The organism is Pseudomonas sp. 30_B (assembly GCF_017491605.1).
Taxonomy (GTDB): domain Bacteria; phylum Pseudomonadota; class Gammaproteobacteria; order Pseudomonadales; family Pseudomonadaceae; genus Pseudomonas.
The window spans coordinates 14,045-28,742 of record NZ_JAFGYY010000040.1; the positions used below are offsets into that span (position 1 = coordinate 14,045).

The 14,698-nt window shown below is 62.5% G+C and carries 11 protein-coding genes and 3 tRNA genes; 10 read left to right on the top strand and 4 right to left on the bottom strand.

Annotated elements, in window-relative coordinates; translation table 11 throughout:
* Position 1: 1 nt before the first annotated feature.
* Entirely contained in the window at positions 2-1,390 is a 1,389-nt protein-coding gene (gene cysS / locus J5M67_RS26055) for a cysteine--tRNA ligase (protein WP_207888315.1), read from the top strand.
* Positions 1,391-1,455: 65 nt separating this feature from the next.
* Here the strand turns inward: cysS and folD are convergent, their stop codons facing one another.
* Positions 1,456-2,310: a bifunctional methylenetetrahydrofolate dehydrogenase/methenyltetrahydrofolate cyclohydrolase FolD gene (gene folD / locus J5M67_RS26060; RefSeq protein WP_207888316.1), complete on the bottom strand. Its 855-nt coding sequence runs from the start codon at positions 2,308-2,310 to the stop codon at positions 1,456-1,458.
* A gap of 264 nt (positions 2,311-2,574) precedes the next feature.
* Here folD and J5M67_RS26065 point away from each other — a divergent pair.
* From J5M67_RS26065 to J5M67_RS26105, 9 genes are all read left to right on the top strand, one after another.
* Positions 2,575-2,651: transfer RNA gene (locus tag J5M67_RS26065), tRNA-Arg, on the top strand.
* Positions 2,652-2,682: 31 nt separating this feature from the next.
* Positions 2,683-2,758: transfer RNA gene (locus tag J5M67_RS26070), tRNA-His, on the top strand.
* 52 nt (positions 2,759-2,810) lie between these two features.
* A tRNA-Leu gene (locus J5M67_RS26075) sits at positions 2,811-2,895 on the top strand.
* A gap of 141 nt (positions 2,896-3,036) precedes the next feature.
* The gene (gene tig / locus J5M67_RS26080) at positions 3,037-4,347 is read left to right on the top strand and encodes a trigger factor (protein WP_207888317.1); all 1,311 of its coding nucleotides are present in this window, start codon (positions 3,037-3,039) and stop codon (positions 4,345-4,347) included.
* A gap of 92 nt (positions 4,348-4,439) precedes the next feature.
* A complete protein-coding gene (gene clpP, locus J5M67_RS26085) occupies positions 4,440-5,078 on the top strand; it encodes an ATP-dependent Clp endopeptidase proteolytic subunit ClpP (RefSeq protein ID WP_041711910.1) in 639 nt (212 codons plus the stop codon).
* Between the two features lie 108 nt (positions 5,079-5,186).
* The gene (gene clpX, locus J5M67_RS26090) at positions 5,187-6,467 is read left to right on the top strand and encodes an ATP-dependent Clp protease ATP-binding subunit ClpX (protein ID WP_207888318.1); all 1,281 of its coding nucleotides are present in this window, start codon (positions 5,187-5,189) and stop codon (positions 6,465-6,467) included.
* A gap of 133 nt (positions 6,468-6,600) precedes the next feature.
* Positions 6,601-8,997, top strand: coding sequence for an endopeptidase La (gene lon / locus J5M67_RS26095; RefSeq protein ID WP_207888319.1), 2,397 nt, complete (start codon positions 6,601-6,603; stop codon positions 8,995-8,997).
* Positions 8,998-9,133: 136 nt separating this feature from the next.
* Complete coding sequence (gene hupB / locus J5M67_RS26100) at positions 9,134-9,406, top strand: nucleoid-associated protein HU-beta (RefSeq protein WP_003087931.1); 273 nt, start codon at positions 9,134-9,136, stop codon at positions 9,404-9,406.
* A 228-nt stretch (positions 9,407-9,634) separates the two neighbouring features.
* A complete protein-coding gene (locus J5M67_RS26105) occupies positions 9,635-11,521 on the top strand; it encodes a SurA N-terminal domain-containing protein (protein ID WP_207888320.1) in 1,887 nt (628 codons plus the stop codon).
* A gap of 89 nt (positions 11,522-11,610) precedes the next feature.
* Here the strand turns inward: J5M67_RS26105 and fabI are convergent, their stop codons facing one another.
* The 3 genes from fabI to J5M67_RS26120 all read right to left on the bottom strand — a co-directional run.
* Positions 11,611-12,408: an enoyl-ACP reductase FabI gene (gene fabI / locus J5M67_RS26110; protein WP_207888321.1), complete on the bottom strand. Its 798-nt coding sequence runs from the start codon at positions 12,406-12,408 to the stop codon at positions 11,611-11,613.
* Positions 12,409-12,427: 19 nt separating this feature from the next.
* Complete coding sequence (locus J5M67_RS26115) at positions 12,428-14,041, bottom strand: ABC transporter ATP-binding protein (protein WP_207888322.1); 1,614 nt, start codon at positions 14,039-14,041, stop codon at positions 12,428-12,430.
* A gap of 1 nt (position 14,042) precedes the next feature.
* Positions 14,043-14,698: ABC transporter permease (locus J5M67_RS26120; protein WP_207888323.1), on the bottom strand; the 656-nt coding region annotated here is incomplete at its 5' end.

Consider the following 14,698-nt stretch of genomic DNA (forward strand, 5'->3'; position numbering starts at 1 on the left):
CATGGCTGACTTGCAGATCTACAGCACGCTGTCCAAGACCAAGGATGCCTTCAAGCCGCTGGTCGGCAATCAGGTGCGCATGTACGTGTGCGGCATGACCGTGTACGACTTCTGCCACATCGGCCATGCCCGCGTGATGGTGGCGTTCGACGTCATCGCCCGCTGGCTGCGTCATCGCGGCTACGACCTGACCTACGTGCGCAACATCACCGACATCGACGACAAGATCATCCGTCGCGCCCAGGAGAACGGCGAATCGTTCGAAGACCTGACCGCTCGCATGATCGCCGCGATGCATGAGGACGAGGCGCGCCTGTCGGTCCTGCGTCCGGACATCGAACCGCGCGCCACCGGCCATATCGCCGGCATGCACGCGATGATCCAGACCCTGATCGACAAGGGTTACGCCTACGCGCCGGGTAACGGCGACGTCTATTACCGGGTCGGCAAGTTCGCCGGCTACGGCAAGCTGTCGCGCAAGAAGATCGAAGACCTGCGCATCGGTGCGCGGATCGAGGTCGACGAATCCAAGGAAGACCCGCTGGACTTCGTGCTCTGGAAAGGCGCCAAGCCGGGCGAGCCGAGCTGGGAGTCGCCCTGGGGCGCCGGTCGTCCGGGCTGGCACATCGAGTGCTCGGTGATGTCCACCTGCTGCCTGGGCGAAACCTTCGACATCCACGGCGGCGGCCCGGACCTGGTGTTCCCGCACCACGAGAACGAGATCGCCCAGAGCGAAGCGGCCACCGGTAAGCTCTATGCGGCCAGCTGGATGCATGCCGGCGCGGTGCGCGTGGACGGCGAGAAGATGTCCAAGTCCCTGGGCAACTTCTTCACCATTCGCGAAGTGCTGGAGAAGTACCACCCGGAAGTCGTGCGCTTCCTGCTGGTCTCCAGCCACTACCGCAGCCCGATCAACTACTCCGAAGACAACCTGAAGGAAGCCAAGGGCGCGCTGGAGCGTTTCTACACCGCGCTGCGCGGCCTGCCGCAGGTTGCTGCCGCGGGTGGCGAGGCGTTCGTCGAGCGTTTCGCCGCGGCGATGGACGACGACTTCGGTACGCCGGAAGCCGTGGCCGTGCTGTTCGAGATGGCCCGCGAGATCAATCGTCTGCGCGACAGTGAGCCGGCTGCGGCTGCCGCACTGGCGGCGCGCCTGCGCGAGCTGGCCGGTCTGCTGGGCGTGCTGCAGCTGGACGCCGACGAGTTCCTCCAGGCGGGCGCGGCCGGCAAGGTTGACGCCGCTCAGGTCGAGGCGCTGATCCAGGCGCGCCTGGATGCCCGCGCGGCGAAGAACTGGGCCGAATCCGACCGCATCCGCGACGAGCTGACCGCTCTGGGTGTGGTGCTGGAAGACGGCAAGGGCGGCACTACCTGGCGTCTGGCCGAGTAAGTTCGCCCCCTGGAAATGAAAAAGGCCGCTGATCAGCGGCCTTTTTCTTGTGCGTCGCGAGCGTATCAGGCGTGCAGATGCTCGGCGGCGTACAGGGTGTTTTCCAGCAGGCAGGCGCGGGTCATCGGGCCGACACCGCCCGGCACCGGGGTGATCCAGCTGGCGCGCTCGGCGGCCACGTCATATTCCACGTCGCCCACCAGCTTGCCGTCTTCCTGGCGGTTGATGCCCACGTCGATGACGATGGCGCCTTCCTTGATCCATTCGCCCTTGACCAGGCCCGGCTTGCCAGCGGCCACGACCACCAGGTCGGCGCGGCGTACGTGGTCGGCCAGGTCGCGGGTGAAGCGATGGGTCACGGTGACGGTGCAGCCACCCAGCAGCAGTTCCAGCGCCATCGGGCGGCCGACGATGTTGGAGGCGCCGACGACCACTGCGTCCATGCCGTACAGATCGACGCCGGTGCTTTCCAGCAGGGTTATGATGCCCTTCGGGGTGCAGGGGCGCAGCAGCGGGATGCGCTGCGCCAGGCGACCGATGTTGAAGGGGTGGAAGCCGTCCACGTCCTTGTCCGGGCTGATGCGCTCCAGCAGTTGGGAGGCATCGAGGTGGGCGGGGAGGGGGAGCTGCACCAGGATGCCGTCGATGGCCGGGTCGGCGTTCAGGCGGTCGATCAGGCCCAGCAGCTCTTCCTGGGTGGTGCTGGCGGGGAGGTCGTACGCCTGGGAGATGAAGCCGACCTCTTCACAGTCCTTGCGCTTGTGCGCGACATAGACCTGAGAGGCGGGGTCGCTGCCGACCAGGATCACAGCCAGGCCGGGGATGCGCAGTCCTTGCTGGCGGCGTTCGTTGACGCGTTGGGCAATCTGCTGGCGGAGGCTGGCGGCGATCGCTTTGCCGTCGATCAGTTTTGCAGTCATGTCGGGGGGATAACCATTAAGGCGGCTGAAAAGAAGGCGCACATTTTCGCACGCTGCCTTCATAAGGCAAAGGCGGGCACCCTCGATTTGCCGTAACTCCTTTATCTCTTTGAATTTTTTTTAAAAAAGTTGTTGACGGGGTATGGGCGCATCGATAACATGCGCCCCGCTTGCCGAGCACAGCCTGAAACGAAAGACGAAGGCGGTGCCAACCGATTCAGTGGTTTCACTGAGTCTGCTTAGCAAGGGTTGCCGCCACTTAAAGCGCCCGTAGCTCAGCTGGATAGAGCATCCGCCTTCTAAGCGGATGGTCGCAGGTTCGAGTCCTGCCGGGTGCGCCAAGTGGCGTTCGGTACAAGCAAGTGTAATATGGTGGGCGTAGCTCAGTTGGTAGAGCACAGGATTGTGGCTCCTGGTGTCGTGGGTTCGATTCCCATCGTCCACCCCATATTCCGAAGCGCCAGGCCCAAAGCCTGGCGTTTTCGTTTCTGCGGTTCCCTGCGGACGTGGTGAAATTGGTAGACACGCCGGATTTAGGTTCCGGTGGCGCAAGCTGTGAGAGTTCGAGTCTCTCCGTCCGCACCATTCTTCTCTATTAGCTCTCGCATCCGTGAATTTCCGCAGCTTCCGGTCTTGGTGACTTCTGCATTTCTAGCTACTAGAATGCTTGCCCTTGATTCTGGGGGCCGGAAAGACCGGCTTACGTCTGTGCCACGAGGAATATCCATGCAAGTTTCCGTTGAAAGCACCTCCGCTCTTGAGCGCCGCATGACCGTTGGCGTGCCGGCCGAGCGCATCGAGACCGAAGTCAACAAGCGTCTGCAGCAGACTGCCCGTCGCGCTAAGGTTCCTGGCTTCCGTCCCGGCAAGGTGCCGATGAGCGTCATCCGTCAGCGCTACGAAGCCTCCGCTCGTCAGGAAGCACTGGGTGACCTGATCCAGGAAACCTTCTACGAAGCCGTGGTCGAGCAGAAGCTGAACCCGGCCGGTGCTCCGTCCGTCGAGCCGAAAGTGTTCGAAAAAGAGAAGGGCCTCGAGTACGTCGCTACCTTCGAAGTCTTCCCCGAGTTCCAGGTTGCCGGTTTCGACGGCATCAAGGTCGAGCGTCTGCAGGCTGACGTGGCCGATGCCGACCTCGACAACATGCTGGACATTCTGCGCAAGCAGAACACCCGTTTCGAAGCCGTTGACCGCGCCGCTCAGAACGACGACCAGGTGAACATCGACTTCGTCGGCAAGATCGATGGCGAAGCCTTCGCTGGCGGTTCCGCCAAGGGCACCCTGCTGGTGCTGGGCTCCGGCCGCATGATCCCGGGCTTCGAAGAAGGCCTGGTTGGCGCCAAGGCCGGTGAAGAGCGCGTTCTGAACGTGACTTTCCCCGAGGACTACCAGAACCTGGACCTGGCCGGCAAAGCCGCCGAGTTCGCCGTTACCGTCAACAGCGTCGCCGAGCCGAAGCTGCCGGAACTGAACGAAGAGTTCTTCGCTCTGTTCGGCGTGAAGGAAAGCACTCTGGAAGGTTTCCGCACCGAAGTTCGCAAGAACATGGAGCGTGAACTGCGTCAGGCCATCAAGTCCAAGGTGAAGAACCAGGTGATGGAAGGTCTGGTCGAGACCAACCCGATCGAAGTTCCGAAGGCCCTGATCGTCAACGAAGTCAACCGTCTGCGCGTGCAGGCTGTCCAGCAGTTCGGTGGCAACATCAAGCCCGACCAACTGCCGGCCGAACTGTTCGAAGAGCAGGCCAAGCGCCGCGTCGTGCTGGGCCTGATCGTTGCCGAGCTGGTCAAGCAGCACGAGCTGAAGGCCGACGAAGCCCGCGTTCGCGAGATGATCGAAGAAATGGCTTCTGCCTATCAGGAGCCGGAACAAGTTGTTGCCTGGTACTACAAGAACGACCAGCAACTGAACGAAGTTCGTTCGGTTGTACTGGAAGAACAAGTTGTAGATACTGTCCTGCAGAAGGCCACTGTGACCGATAAGCAGGTATCCTACGAAGAAGCGGTCAAGCCTGCTGAAGCTCCGCAAGCGGCCTGATCCATCGCTTCGTTCGATTGTCACAAGCCAGCCTTCGGGCTGGCTTGTGCGTCTTAGAGACATGATTTTTCATTAGGGAGTGATCGTCGGACATGCATAATCCTTATATGCCGCAAGTTCCGAACATCCAGGCCGCGGGTGGTCTGGTGCCGATGGTGGTGGAGCAATCCGCCCGCGGTGAGCGTTCCTACGACATCTATTCGCGCCTGCTGAAGGAGCGGATCATCTTCCTGGTCGGCCAGGTCGAGGACTACATGGCCAACCTCGTGGTTGCCCAGCTGCTGTTCCTCGAAGCCGAGAACCCGGACAAGGACATCCATCTCTACATCAACTCCCCGGGTGGCTCCGTGACCGCTGGCATGTCGATCTACGACACCATGCAGTTCATCAAGCCCGACGTGTCCACCATCTGCGTGGGCCAGGCGTGCAGCATGGGTGCCCTGCTGCTGGCCGGCGGTGCCGCTGGCAAGCGCTACTGCCTGCCGCATTCGCGCATGATGATCCACCAGCCGCTGGGCGGCTTCCAGGGCCAGGCCTCGGACATCGAGATCCACGCCAAGGAAATCCTCTTCATCAAGGAGCGCCTGAACCAGGTGCTGGCGCATCACACCGGCCAGCCGCTGGACGTGATCGCCCGCGATACCGACCGTGACCGCTTCATGAGCGGCGAAGAGGCCGTCAGCTACGGCCTGATCGATCAGGTCTTCACTCAGCGTCCTTCCGCCAGCTGAGTTTCTCCGCAATACCGCGGCCGGTAATCCGGCCGCTTCGCGGGCTTGAAAATGCCTGCGAATGCCTTCATCTTGTCCTTCACGTATATCCCCGATTGGAACGATCGAATGACTGACACCCGCAACGGCGAGGACAACGGCAAGCTGCTGTATTGCTCCTTCTGCGGCAAGAGCCAGCACGAAGTGCGCAAGCTGATTGCCGGCCCCTCGGTCTTTATCTGCGACGAGTGCGTCGACCTGTGCAATGACATCATCCGCGAGGAGGTGCAGGAAGCACAGGCCGAGAGCAGTGCGCACAAGCTTCCGGCGCCGAAAGAGATCCGCACCATCCTCGATCAGTACGTGATCGGCCAGGAACGTGCAAAGAAAGTGCTGGCGGTAGCGGTCTATAACCACTACAAGCGTCTGAACCAGCGTGAGCGCAAGGACGACGTCGAGCTGGGCAAGAGCAACATCCTGCTGATCGGGCCGACTGGCTCGGGCAAGACCCTGCTCGCCGAGACCCTGGCGCGCCTGCTCAATGTTCCGTTCACCATCGCCGATGCCACCACCCTCACCGAGGCTGGCTACGTGGGCGAGGACGTCGAGAACATCATCCAGAAGCTGCTGCAGAAGTGCGATTACGACGTCGAGAAGGCCCAGATGGGCATCGTCTATATCGACGAAATCGACAAGATCTCGCGCAAATCCGACAATCCCTCGATCACCCGCGACGTGTCCGGTGAAGGCGTTCAGCAGGCCCTGCTGAAGCTGATCGAAGGCACAGTGGCTTCCGTGCCGCCCCAGGGTGGCCGCAAGCACCCGCAGCAGGAGTTCCTGCAGGTCGACACCCGCAACATCCTGTTCATCTGCGGTGGTGCGTTCGCTGGCCTGGAAAAGGTCATCCAGAATCGCTCCACCAAGGGCGGCATTGGCTTCAACGCCGAGGTTCGCAGCCAGGAGGCGGGCAAGAAGGTGGGTGAGGCGCTGCGTGAGGTGGAGCCGGAAGATCTGGTGAAATTTGGCCTGATCCCGGAATTCGTCGGCCGTCTGCCGATCATCGCGACCCTTGACGAGCTGGACGAAGCTGCGCTGATGCAGATTCTGACCGAGCCGAAGAACGCGCTGACCAAGCAGTACGCCAAGCTCTTCGAAATGGAAGGCGTGGACCTCGAGTTCCGTCCGGACGCCCTCAAGGCCGTCGCCCGCAAGGCGCTGGACCGCAAGACCGGCGCCCGCGGCCTGCGTTCCATCCTCGAAGGCATTCTGCTCGACACCATGTACGAGATCCCCTCGCAGACCGAGGTCAGCAAGGTGGTCATCGACGAAAGTGTCATCGATGGCTCGTCCCAGCCGCTGCTGATCTACGAGAACAGCGAGCAGCCGGCCAAGGCTGCACCTGACGCCTGAAACCAGAAGGGGCCCTAGGGCCCCTTTCTTCTTCCCATCTACCGCGCTTGTTTTTTCCCAGTCCTAACCCCATCTTAGGCCGAAGGGTCCAATCCCATCGTTTTGGCCAAGTGCCGCTGTAGAGCCGAATATCATGAAAACACTCGTCGAGTTGCCCCTGCTCCCCCTGCGTGACGTAGTGGTGTATCCGCACATGGTCATCCCGCTTTTCGTCGGGCGTGAGAAATCCATCGAGGCCCTCGAGGCCGCCATGACCGGCGACAAGCAGATCCTGTTGCTGGCGCAGAAGAACCCTGCCGACGACGACCCGGGTGCGGACGGCCTGTACCGCATGGGTACCGTGGCCACCGTCCTGCAGCTGCTGAAGCTGCCCGACGGCACCGTCAAGGTGCTGGTCGAGGGTGAGCAGCGCGGCCAGGTAGAGCGCTTCATCGATGAGGAAGCCTACTGCCGCGCAGAAGTTTCGATCATCGACGAGGTATCCATTGGCGAGCGCGAGTCCGAAGTCTTCACGCGCAGCCTGCTGAGCCAGTTCGAACAGTACGTGCAGCTGGGCAAGAAGGTCCCGGCGGAAGTCCTGTCCTCGCTCAACAGCATCGATGAGCCCGGCCGCCTGGTGGACACCATGGCTGCCCATATGGCGCTGAAGATCGAGCAGAAGCAGGAAATCCTCGAAATCACCGAGCTGTCCGCCCGCGTCGAGCACGTGCTGGCCATGCTGGATGCCGAAATCGACCTGCTGCAGGTCGAGAAGCGCATTCGTGGTCGCGTGAAGAAACAGATGGAGCGCAGCCAGCGCGAGTACTACCTGAACGAACAGATGAAGGCCATCCAGAAGGAACTGGGTGACATCGACGAAGGCCACAACGAAGTCGAGGAGCTGAAGAAACGCATCGACGCCGCCGGCCTGACCAAGGAAGCCATGGCCAAGGCCACTGCCGAGCTGAACAAGCTCAAGCAGATGTCGCCGATGTCCGCCGAGGCCACCGTGGTGCGCTCCTACATCGACTGGCTGGTGAACGTGCCGTGGAAGGGCGAGAGCAAGGTGCGCCACGACCTGGAAAAGGCCGAGGATATCCTCGATGCGGACCACTACGGCCTGGAAGAGGTCAAGGAACGCATCCTCGAATACCTCGCCGTGCAGAAACGCGTGAAGAAGCTGAAAGGCCCGGTGCTCTGCCTGGTCGGCCCGCCCGGCGTGGGCAAGACCTCGCTGGCAGAGTCCATTGCCCGGGCGACCAACCGCAAGTTCGTGCGCATGGCCCTGGGCGGCGTGCGTGACGAGGCTGAAATCCGCGGTCACCGTCGTACCTACATCGGCTCCATGCCCGGTCGCCTGATCCAGAAGATGACCAAGGTCGGCGTGCGCAACCCGCTGTTCCTGCTGGATGAGATCGACAAGATGGGCAGCGACATGCGCGGCGACCCCGCCTCGGCGCTGCTGGAGGTTCTCGACCCGGAACAGAATCACAACTTCAACGATCACTATCTTGAAGTCGATTACGACCTGTCCGACGTGATGTTCCTCTGCACGGCGAATTCCATGAACATTCCGGCGGCGCTGCTGGACCGTATGGAAGTGATTCGCCTGCCGGGTTACACCGAGGACGAGAAGGTCAACATCGCTTCGAAATATCTTGTACCGAAACAGACTGCGGCCAATGGTCTCAAGAAGGGCGAGCTGACCTTCGAGGAGGCGGCAATCCGCGACATCATTCGTTACTACACCCGTGAAGCTGGCGTGCGCAGCCTGGAGCGCCAGATCGCCAAGGTCTGCCGCAAGGCGGTGAAGGATGGTGCCAAGGCCAAGCGCATCGATGCCAAGGTGACTCCTGAAACCCTGGAGAACTACCTGGGTGTGCGCAAGTTCCGCTACGGCCTGGCCGAGCAGCAGGACCAGATCGGTCAGGTGACCGGCCTGGCCTGGACCCAGGTGGGCGGCGAACTACTCACCATCGAGTCGGCCATCGTTCCCGGCAAGGGCGCGCTGACCAAGACCGGCTCGCTGGGCGACGTCATGGCCGAATCCATCACCGCCGCGTTGACCGTGGTGCGCAGCCGGGCGAAGAGCCTGGGGATTCCGGCGGACTTCCACGAGAAGCAGGACATCCATATCCACGTGCCGGAAGGTGCTACGCCGAAGGACGGTCCGAGCGCCGGTATCGGCATGTGCACTGCACTGGTCTCTGCCATTACGCAGATTCCGGTAAGGGCCGATGTTGCCATGACCGGTGAAATCACCCTGCGGGGTCAGGTGCTGGCCATTGGCGGGCTGAAGGAAAAACTTCTGGCCGCGCATCGCGGTGGAATCAAGACCGTGATCATTCCCGAGGAAAATGTCCGAGATCTTAGGGAAATTCCGGACAATATTAAGGCTGATCTTGTTATTAAACCGGTTAAATGGATTGACGAGGTCCTGCAAATTGCGCTGCAATACGCCCCGGAGCCCTTGCCCGATGCGGCTCCCGAGATGGTTGCAAAGGATGAGAAACGCGAGTCTGATTCCAAGGAGCGAATCAGCACGCATTAGTTGGGGGGCTTTCTTGACACTGTTTTTGAGCCCTTGTTATAAAGCGGCACTTGCTTTGTCAGTTGGCAAACCAGCACCTGCTTTTGCTTACACCTAACACATAGAAACATACTCAACAGAAATAAGGGGACTTAGAGTGAACAAGTCGGAACTGATCGATGCTATCGCCGCATCTGCTGATATCCCGAAAGCTGTTGCCGGTCGCGCTCTGGACGCGGTGATCGAGTCTGTAACTGGCGCCCTGAAGGCTGGTGACTCCGTCGTACTGGTCGGCTTCGGCACCTTCGCCGTGAAAGAGCGTGCTGCTCGCACCGGTCGCAACCCGCAAACCGGCAAGCCGATCAAGATCGCTGCCGCTAAGATCCCGGGCTTCAAGGCCGGTAAAGCCCTCAAGGATGCTGTAAACTAAGCGTCTTTTTGGACTAGACCTGGATCGGCCCCGCTTCGGTTGGGCCGATCACGGAGCGGCGATCCTACAGGCCCAGGGCTGGTAGGATTCGCTGGGGGTCACGGGCAGATGCCCGCACGCTCCAACAGTTACGAGAAGGCGCATCCTCGGATGCGCCTTTCTTATATCCGCCTTTTTTCCACGCCGCGCCGCCATTGACGGCAGGCCGTGGCCGCGTTCGGGGGCCGCATGCTGCAAAACATCAGGGACAATTCTCAGGGCTGGATCACCAAGACCATCCTGGGGGTGATCGTTGTCCTCATGGCTTTGACCGGGTTCGATCAGATCATTCGCGCAACCCATCACGAGAACGTCGCCGCGCAGGTCAATGGTGACGACATTGGTCTGCCTGAAGTGCAGCAGGCCGTGGACATGCAGCGTCGCCAGCTGATGCAGCGCCTGGGCAAGGACTTCGATGCCTCCATGCTCGACGACAAGCTGCTCAAGGACTCCGCGCTGAAGTCGCTCATCGAGCGCAAGCTGGTCCTGCAGGCCGCCCAGAAGGACAAGTTCGCCTTCTCGCAGCAGGCGCTGGACCAACTGATCCTGCAGACCCCCGAGTTCCAGGTGGACGGCAAGTTCAACGCCGACCGCTTCGACCAGGTCATTCGCCAGATGGGCTATAGCCGCATGCAGTTCCGCCAGATGTTCGGCGAGGAAATGCTGATCGGCCAACTGCGCGCCGGCATCGCCGGTACCGGTTTCGTCACCGATGACGAGCTGAAGGCCTTCGCCCGCCTGGAAAAGCAGACCCGCGACTTCGCGACCCTGACCCTCAAGGCCGATCCGTCCAGGAGCAAGGTCGAGGACAGCGAGATCAAGGCGTACTACGACGCCCATAGCAGCGAATTCATGACCCCCGAGCAGGTCACCATCGACTATATCGAGCTGAAGAAGTCCGCTTTCTTCTCTCAGGTCGAGGTGAAGAAGGAAGACCTCGATGCCCTGTACCAGAAGGAAATCGCCGGTCTCGCCGAGCAGCGTGACGCCGCGCATATCCTGATCGAGGTGAACGACAAGCAGAACGACCAGCAGGCCAAGGCCAAGATCGAAGAGATCAAGGCGCGCCTGGCCAAGGGCGAAGACTTCGCCAAGCTGGCCAAGGAGCTGTCCAACGACGTTGGCTCCGCTGCCAATGGCGGCGACCTGGGCTATGCTGGTCGTGGTGTGTATGACCCGGCCTTCGAAGAGGCGCTCTATGCGCTGAAGAAGGACGAGGTTTCCGCTCCGGTGAAAACCCCCTACGGCTGGCATCTGATCAAGCTGCTGGGCGTCGAGGCACCGGATGTTCCGACCTTCGAGAGCCTGAAGCCGAAGCTGGAGCAGGAAGTGAAGACCCAGCTGGTCGAGCAGCGCTTCGTCGATGCCACCAAGCAGCTGGAAAGTGCCGCCTACGAGGCGTCCGATCTGTCCCAGCCGGCCCAGGACATGGGGCTGAAGGTACAGACCAGCAAGCCGTTCGGTCGTGAAGGCGGCGAGGGCGTGACTGCGAACCGCCAGGTCATCCAGTCGGCGTTCAGCCCCGAGGTGCTGGAAGACGGCGCCAACAGCGGCGCGATCGAACTGGACCCGGACACCGTGGTTGTTCTGCGGGTCAAGGAGCATAAGAAGCCTGAGCAGGAAACCCTGGAGCAGGTGAGCGCAACCATCCGCACCCGTCTGCAGCAGGAACATGCCGCTACCGATGCCAAGGCCCGTGGTGAAGCACTGCTCGCCAGCCTGCGCGATGGCAAGACCCCGCTGAACGCGGATCAGGAAGGCCAGAGCTGGAAGGTGGTGGAAGCCGCTTCCCGTAGCCAGGAAGGCGTCGAGCCGGTCGTGCTGCAAGGCGTGTTCCGCATGGCGCATCCGGCGTCGGCCGACAAGCCGAGCCTGTCCGGCGTGGCCCTGCCCAACGGTGACTTCGTGCTGGTGCGCTTGTCCGGCGTCAGCGAGCCGGAAGCCAAGATGACCGACGAAGAGAAGGCCATGTACCAGCGCTTCCTCGCGTCGCGCAGTGGCCAGGAAGACTTCGCTGCCTTCCGCCGTCAGTTGCAGGAGCAGGCGAAGATCGAGAAATTCGACAACGCCAAGTAATGGCCGACCCGGACTGCTCCCGGCAGTCCGGAATCGGAAAAGAAAAAAGGCCGCACATGCGGCCTTTTTTCATGGGCGGGCGAAAGGAATCACTCGTCTTCCAGCGGCCCCATGGCGGTGGTATTGAAGCCGCCATCGACGTAGAGGATTTCGCCGCTGATGCCACTGGCCAGGTCGGAGCAGAGGAAGGCGCCGGCGTTGCCGACTTCCTCGATGGTCACATTGCGGCGCAGGGGCGTCTGCCGTTCGTTGGCAGCGAGCATCTTGCGGAAGCTCTTGATGCCTGACGCGGCCAGGGTGCGGATGGGGCCGGCTGACACGGCGTTGACCCGCGTGCCCTCCGGGCCGAGGCTGCCGGCCAGGTAGCGCACGCCAGCTTCCAGGCTGGCCTTGGCCATGCCCATCACGTTGTAGTTGGGCATGGTGCGTTCGGCACCGAGGTAGGAGAGGGTCAGCAGGCTGCCGTTACGGCCCTTCATCATGGCGCGGCCGGCCTTGGCCAGGGCGATGAAGCTGTAGGCGCTGATGTCGTGGGCGATCCTGAAGCCATCGCGGGTGGTGACTTCGGTGAAGTCGCCATCGAGCTGGTCGCCCGGTGCGAAGCCTACGGAGTGGACGATGATGTCCAGGCCGTCCCAGTACTTGCCCAGTTCGGTGAATACCGCCTCGATGTCGGCATCATTGGCGACGTCGCAGGGGAAGCACAGTTCGGCGCGGGAGCCCCAGCCGGCGGCGAATTCCTCGACACGGCCCTTGAGCTTGTCGTTCTGGTAGGTGAAGGCCAGTTCCGCGCCTTCGCGGTGCATCGCGGCGGCGATGCCGGAGGCGATGGAGAGTTTGCTGGCAACGCCGACGATCAGCGCGCGTTTACCGGTCAGAAATCCCACGGGTATTCCTCTCCCTGCTTCAGTGAGCTTGCGCCGGAACCATGAAGGCGGCTTCCAGCAGTTGTTGCGTGTAGGCGTGCTGCGGCGCGGAGAACACCTGTTCTGCCGAGCCCTGTTCGACCACCTTGCCGTGGCGGATCACCATCAGCTGGTGGCTCAACGCCTTGACTACCGCCAGGTCGTGGCTGATGAACAGGTAGGTCAGGTTGTACTTGGCCTGCAGGCGGCGGAGCAGTTCCACCACCTGGCGCTGCACGGTTCGGTCGAGGGCCGAGGTTGGCTCGTCCAGCAGGATCAGCGCCGGCTTGAGCACCAGGGCCCGCGCGATGGCGATGCGCTGCCGCTGCCCGCCGGAGAACTCGTGCGGGTAGCGATGGCGGGTATCGGGGTCGAGGCCGACTTCCTTCAGCGCATCGATGATCGCCTGCTCGCGCTCCTCGGGCGTGCCGATGCCGTGGATTTCCAGGCCCTCTCCGACGATCTGGCCCACGGACATGCGTGGGCTGAGGCTGCCGAAGGGGTCCTGGAAGACCACCTGCATTTCGCGGCGCAGGGGCCGCACCTGGCTCTGGTTCATGCCCTCGATGTCATTGCCTTCGAAGCGGATACCGCCCTGGCTGTTGATCAGGCGCAGGATGGCCAGCCCGAGGGTGGACTTGCCCGAGCCGCTCTCGCCGACGATGCCCAGGGTCTGCCCACGGGGCAGGCTGAAGTCGATGCCGTCCACCGCCTTGACGTGGTCCACGGTGCGGCGGAACACGCCTTTCTTGATCGGGAACCAGACCCGCAGGTCGTTCACGTTGAGCAGTGGCGGGCCGGGCGGGTTGTCGGCCGGATTGCCGCTGGGCTCCGCGCCCAGCAGTTCGCGGGTGTAGGGATGCTGCGGCGACTCGAACAGGGGCTCGCAAGGCGCCTGCTCGACTATGCAGCCGTGCTGCATGACACACACGCGGTGGGCGATGCGCCGCACCAGGTTGAGGTCGTGGGTGATCAGCAGCAGTGCCATGCCCAGGCGTTGCTGCAGGTCGCGCAGCAGGTCGAGGATCTTCAGCTGGACGGTGACGTCCAGCGCGGTGGTCGGCTCGTCGGCGATCAGCAGTTCCGGCTCGCAGGCCAGTGCCATGGCGATCATCACCCGCTGCCGCTGGCCGCCGGAGAGCTCGTGGGGATAGGCCTTCAGGCGGCTGGCCGGGTTGGGGATGCCGACCAGGTCGAGCAGCTCCAGGGTGCGCGCCCGCGCTTGTGCGGTGTTCATACCCTTGTGCAGGGCCAGGACTTCGCCGATCTGCTTCTCGATGGTGTGCAGCGGGTTCAGCGAGGTCATGGGCTCTTGGAAGACCATGGCGATGCGGTTGCCGCGAATGCCGCGCAGCTTGCTCTCGGGCAGCTTCAGCAGGTCCTTGCCGGCGTAGTGGATGCTGCCCGAGGGATGGCTGGCCGTGGGGTAGGGCAGCAGGCGCAGGATGGAGTGGGCGCTGACCGATTTGCCGGAGCCGCTTTCGCCCACCAGCGCCAGGGTTTCGCCCTTGCGGATGTCGAAGCTGATCTTCTCCACCGCATGGACCGTCTCGTTGCCGCAAAGGAAGTCCACCGAGAGGTCGCGGACTTCGATGAGGTTTTCGCTGTGGGTCATCTCACTTCCTCGGGTCGAAGGCATCACGGGCGGCTTCGCCGATGAACACCAGCAGGCTGAGCATCACTGCCAGCACCACGAAGGCGCTGATACCGAGCCAGGGCGCCTGCAGGTTGGACTTGCCCTGGGCCACCAGTTCGCCCAGCGAGGGGGCCCCGGCGGGCAGGCCGAAGCCGAGGAAGTCCAGCGAGGTCAGGGTGCCGATGGCGCCGGTGAGAATGAACGGCATGAAGGTCAGGGTGGAAATCATCGCGTTGGGCAGGATATGGCGGAACATGATCGCTCCGTTGCGCATCCCCAGCGCCCGCGCAGCGCGCACGTATTCCAGGTTGCGACCGCGGAGGAACTCGGCGCGCACCACGTCCACCAGGCTCATCCAGGAGAACAGCAGCATGATCCCCAGCAGCCACCAGAAGCCCGGCTGCACGAAGCTGGCGAGGATGATCAACAGGTAGAGCACCGGCAGGCCTGACCAGATTTCCAGGAAGCGCTGGCCTAACAGGTCGGTCCAGCCGCCGTAGAAGCCCTGCAGCGCGCCCACGGCGACGCCGATGAGCGAACTGAGTACGGTGAGGGTCAGGGCGAACAGCACCGAGATGCGGAAGCCGTAGATCACCCGGGCGAACACGTCGCGCGCCTGGTCGTCGGTGCCCAGCC

What these genes read in the sequence shown, in the direction of transcription:
- cysS (WP_207888315.1), top strand. Translation starts at nt 2, where the DNA reads ATGGCTGACTTGCAGATCTACAGCACGCTGTCCAAGACCAAGGATGCC.
- folD (WP_207888316.1), bottom strand. Translation starts at nt 2,310, where the DNA reads ATGACTGCAAAACTGATCGACGGCAAAGCGATCGCCGCCAGCCTCCGC.
- tig (WP_207888317.1), top strand. Translation starts at nt 3,037, where the DNA reads ATGCAAGTTTCCGTTGAAAGCACCTCCGCTCTTGAGCGCCGCATGACC.
- clpP (WP_041711910.1), top strand. Translation starts at nt 4,440, where the DNA reads ATGCATAATCCTTATATGCCGCAAGTTCCGAACATCCAGGCCGCGGGT.
- clpX (WP_207888318.1), top strand. Translation starts at nt 5,187, where the DNA reads ATGACTGACACCCGCAACGGCGAGGACAACGGCAAGCTGCTGTATTGC.
- lon (WP_207888319.1), top strand. Translation starts at nt 6,601, where the DNA reads ATGAAAACACTCGTCGAGTTGCCCCTGCTCCCCCTGCGTGACGTAGTG.
- J5M67_RS26105 (WP_207888320.1), top strand. Translation starts at nt 9,635, where the DNA reads ATGCTGCAAAACATCAGGGACAATTCTCAGGGCTGGATCACCAAGACC.
- J5M67_RS26115 (WP_207888322.1), bottom strand. Translation starts at nt 14,041, where the DNA reads ATGACCCACAGCGAAAACCTCATCGAAGTCCGCGACCTCTCGGTGGAC.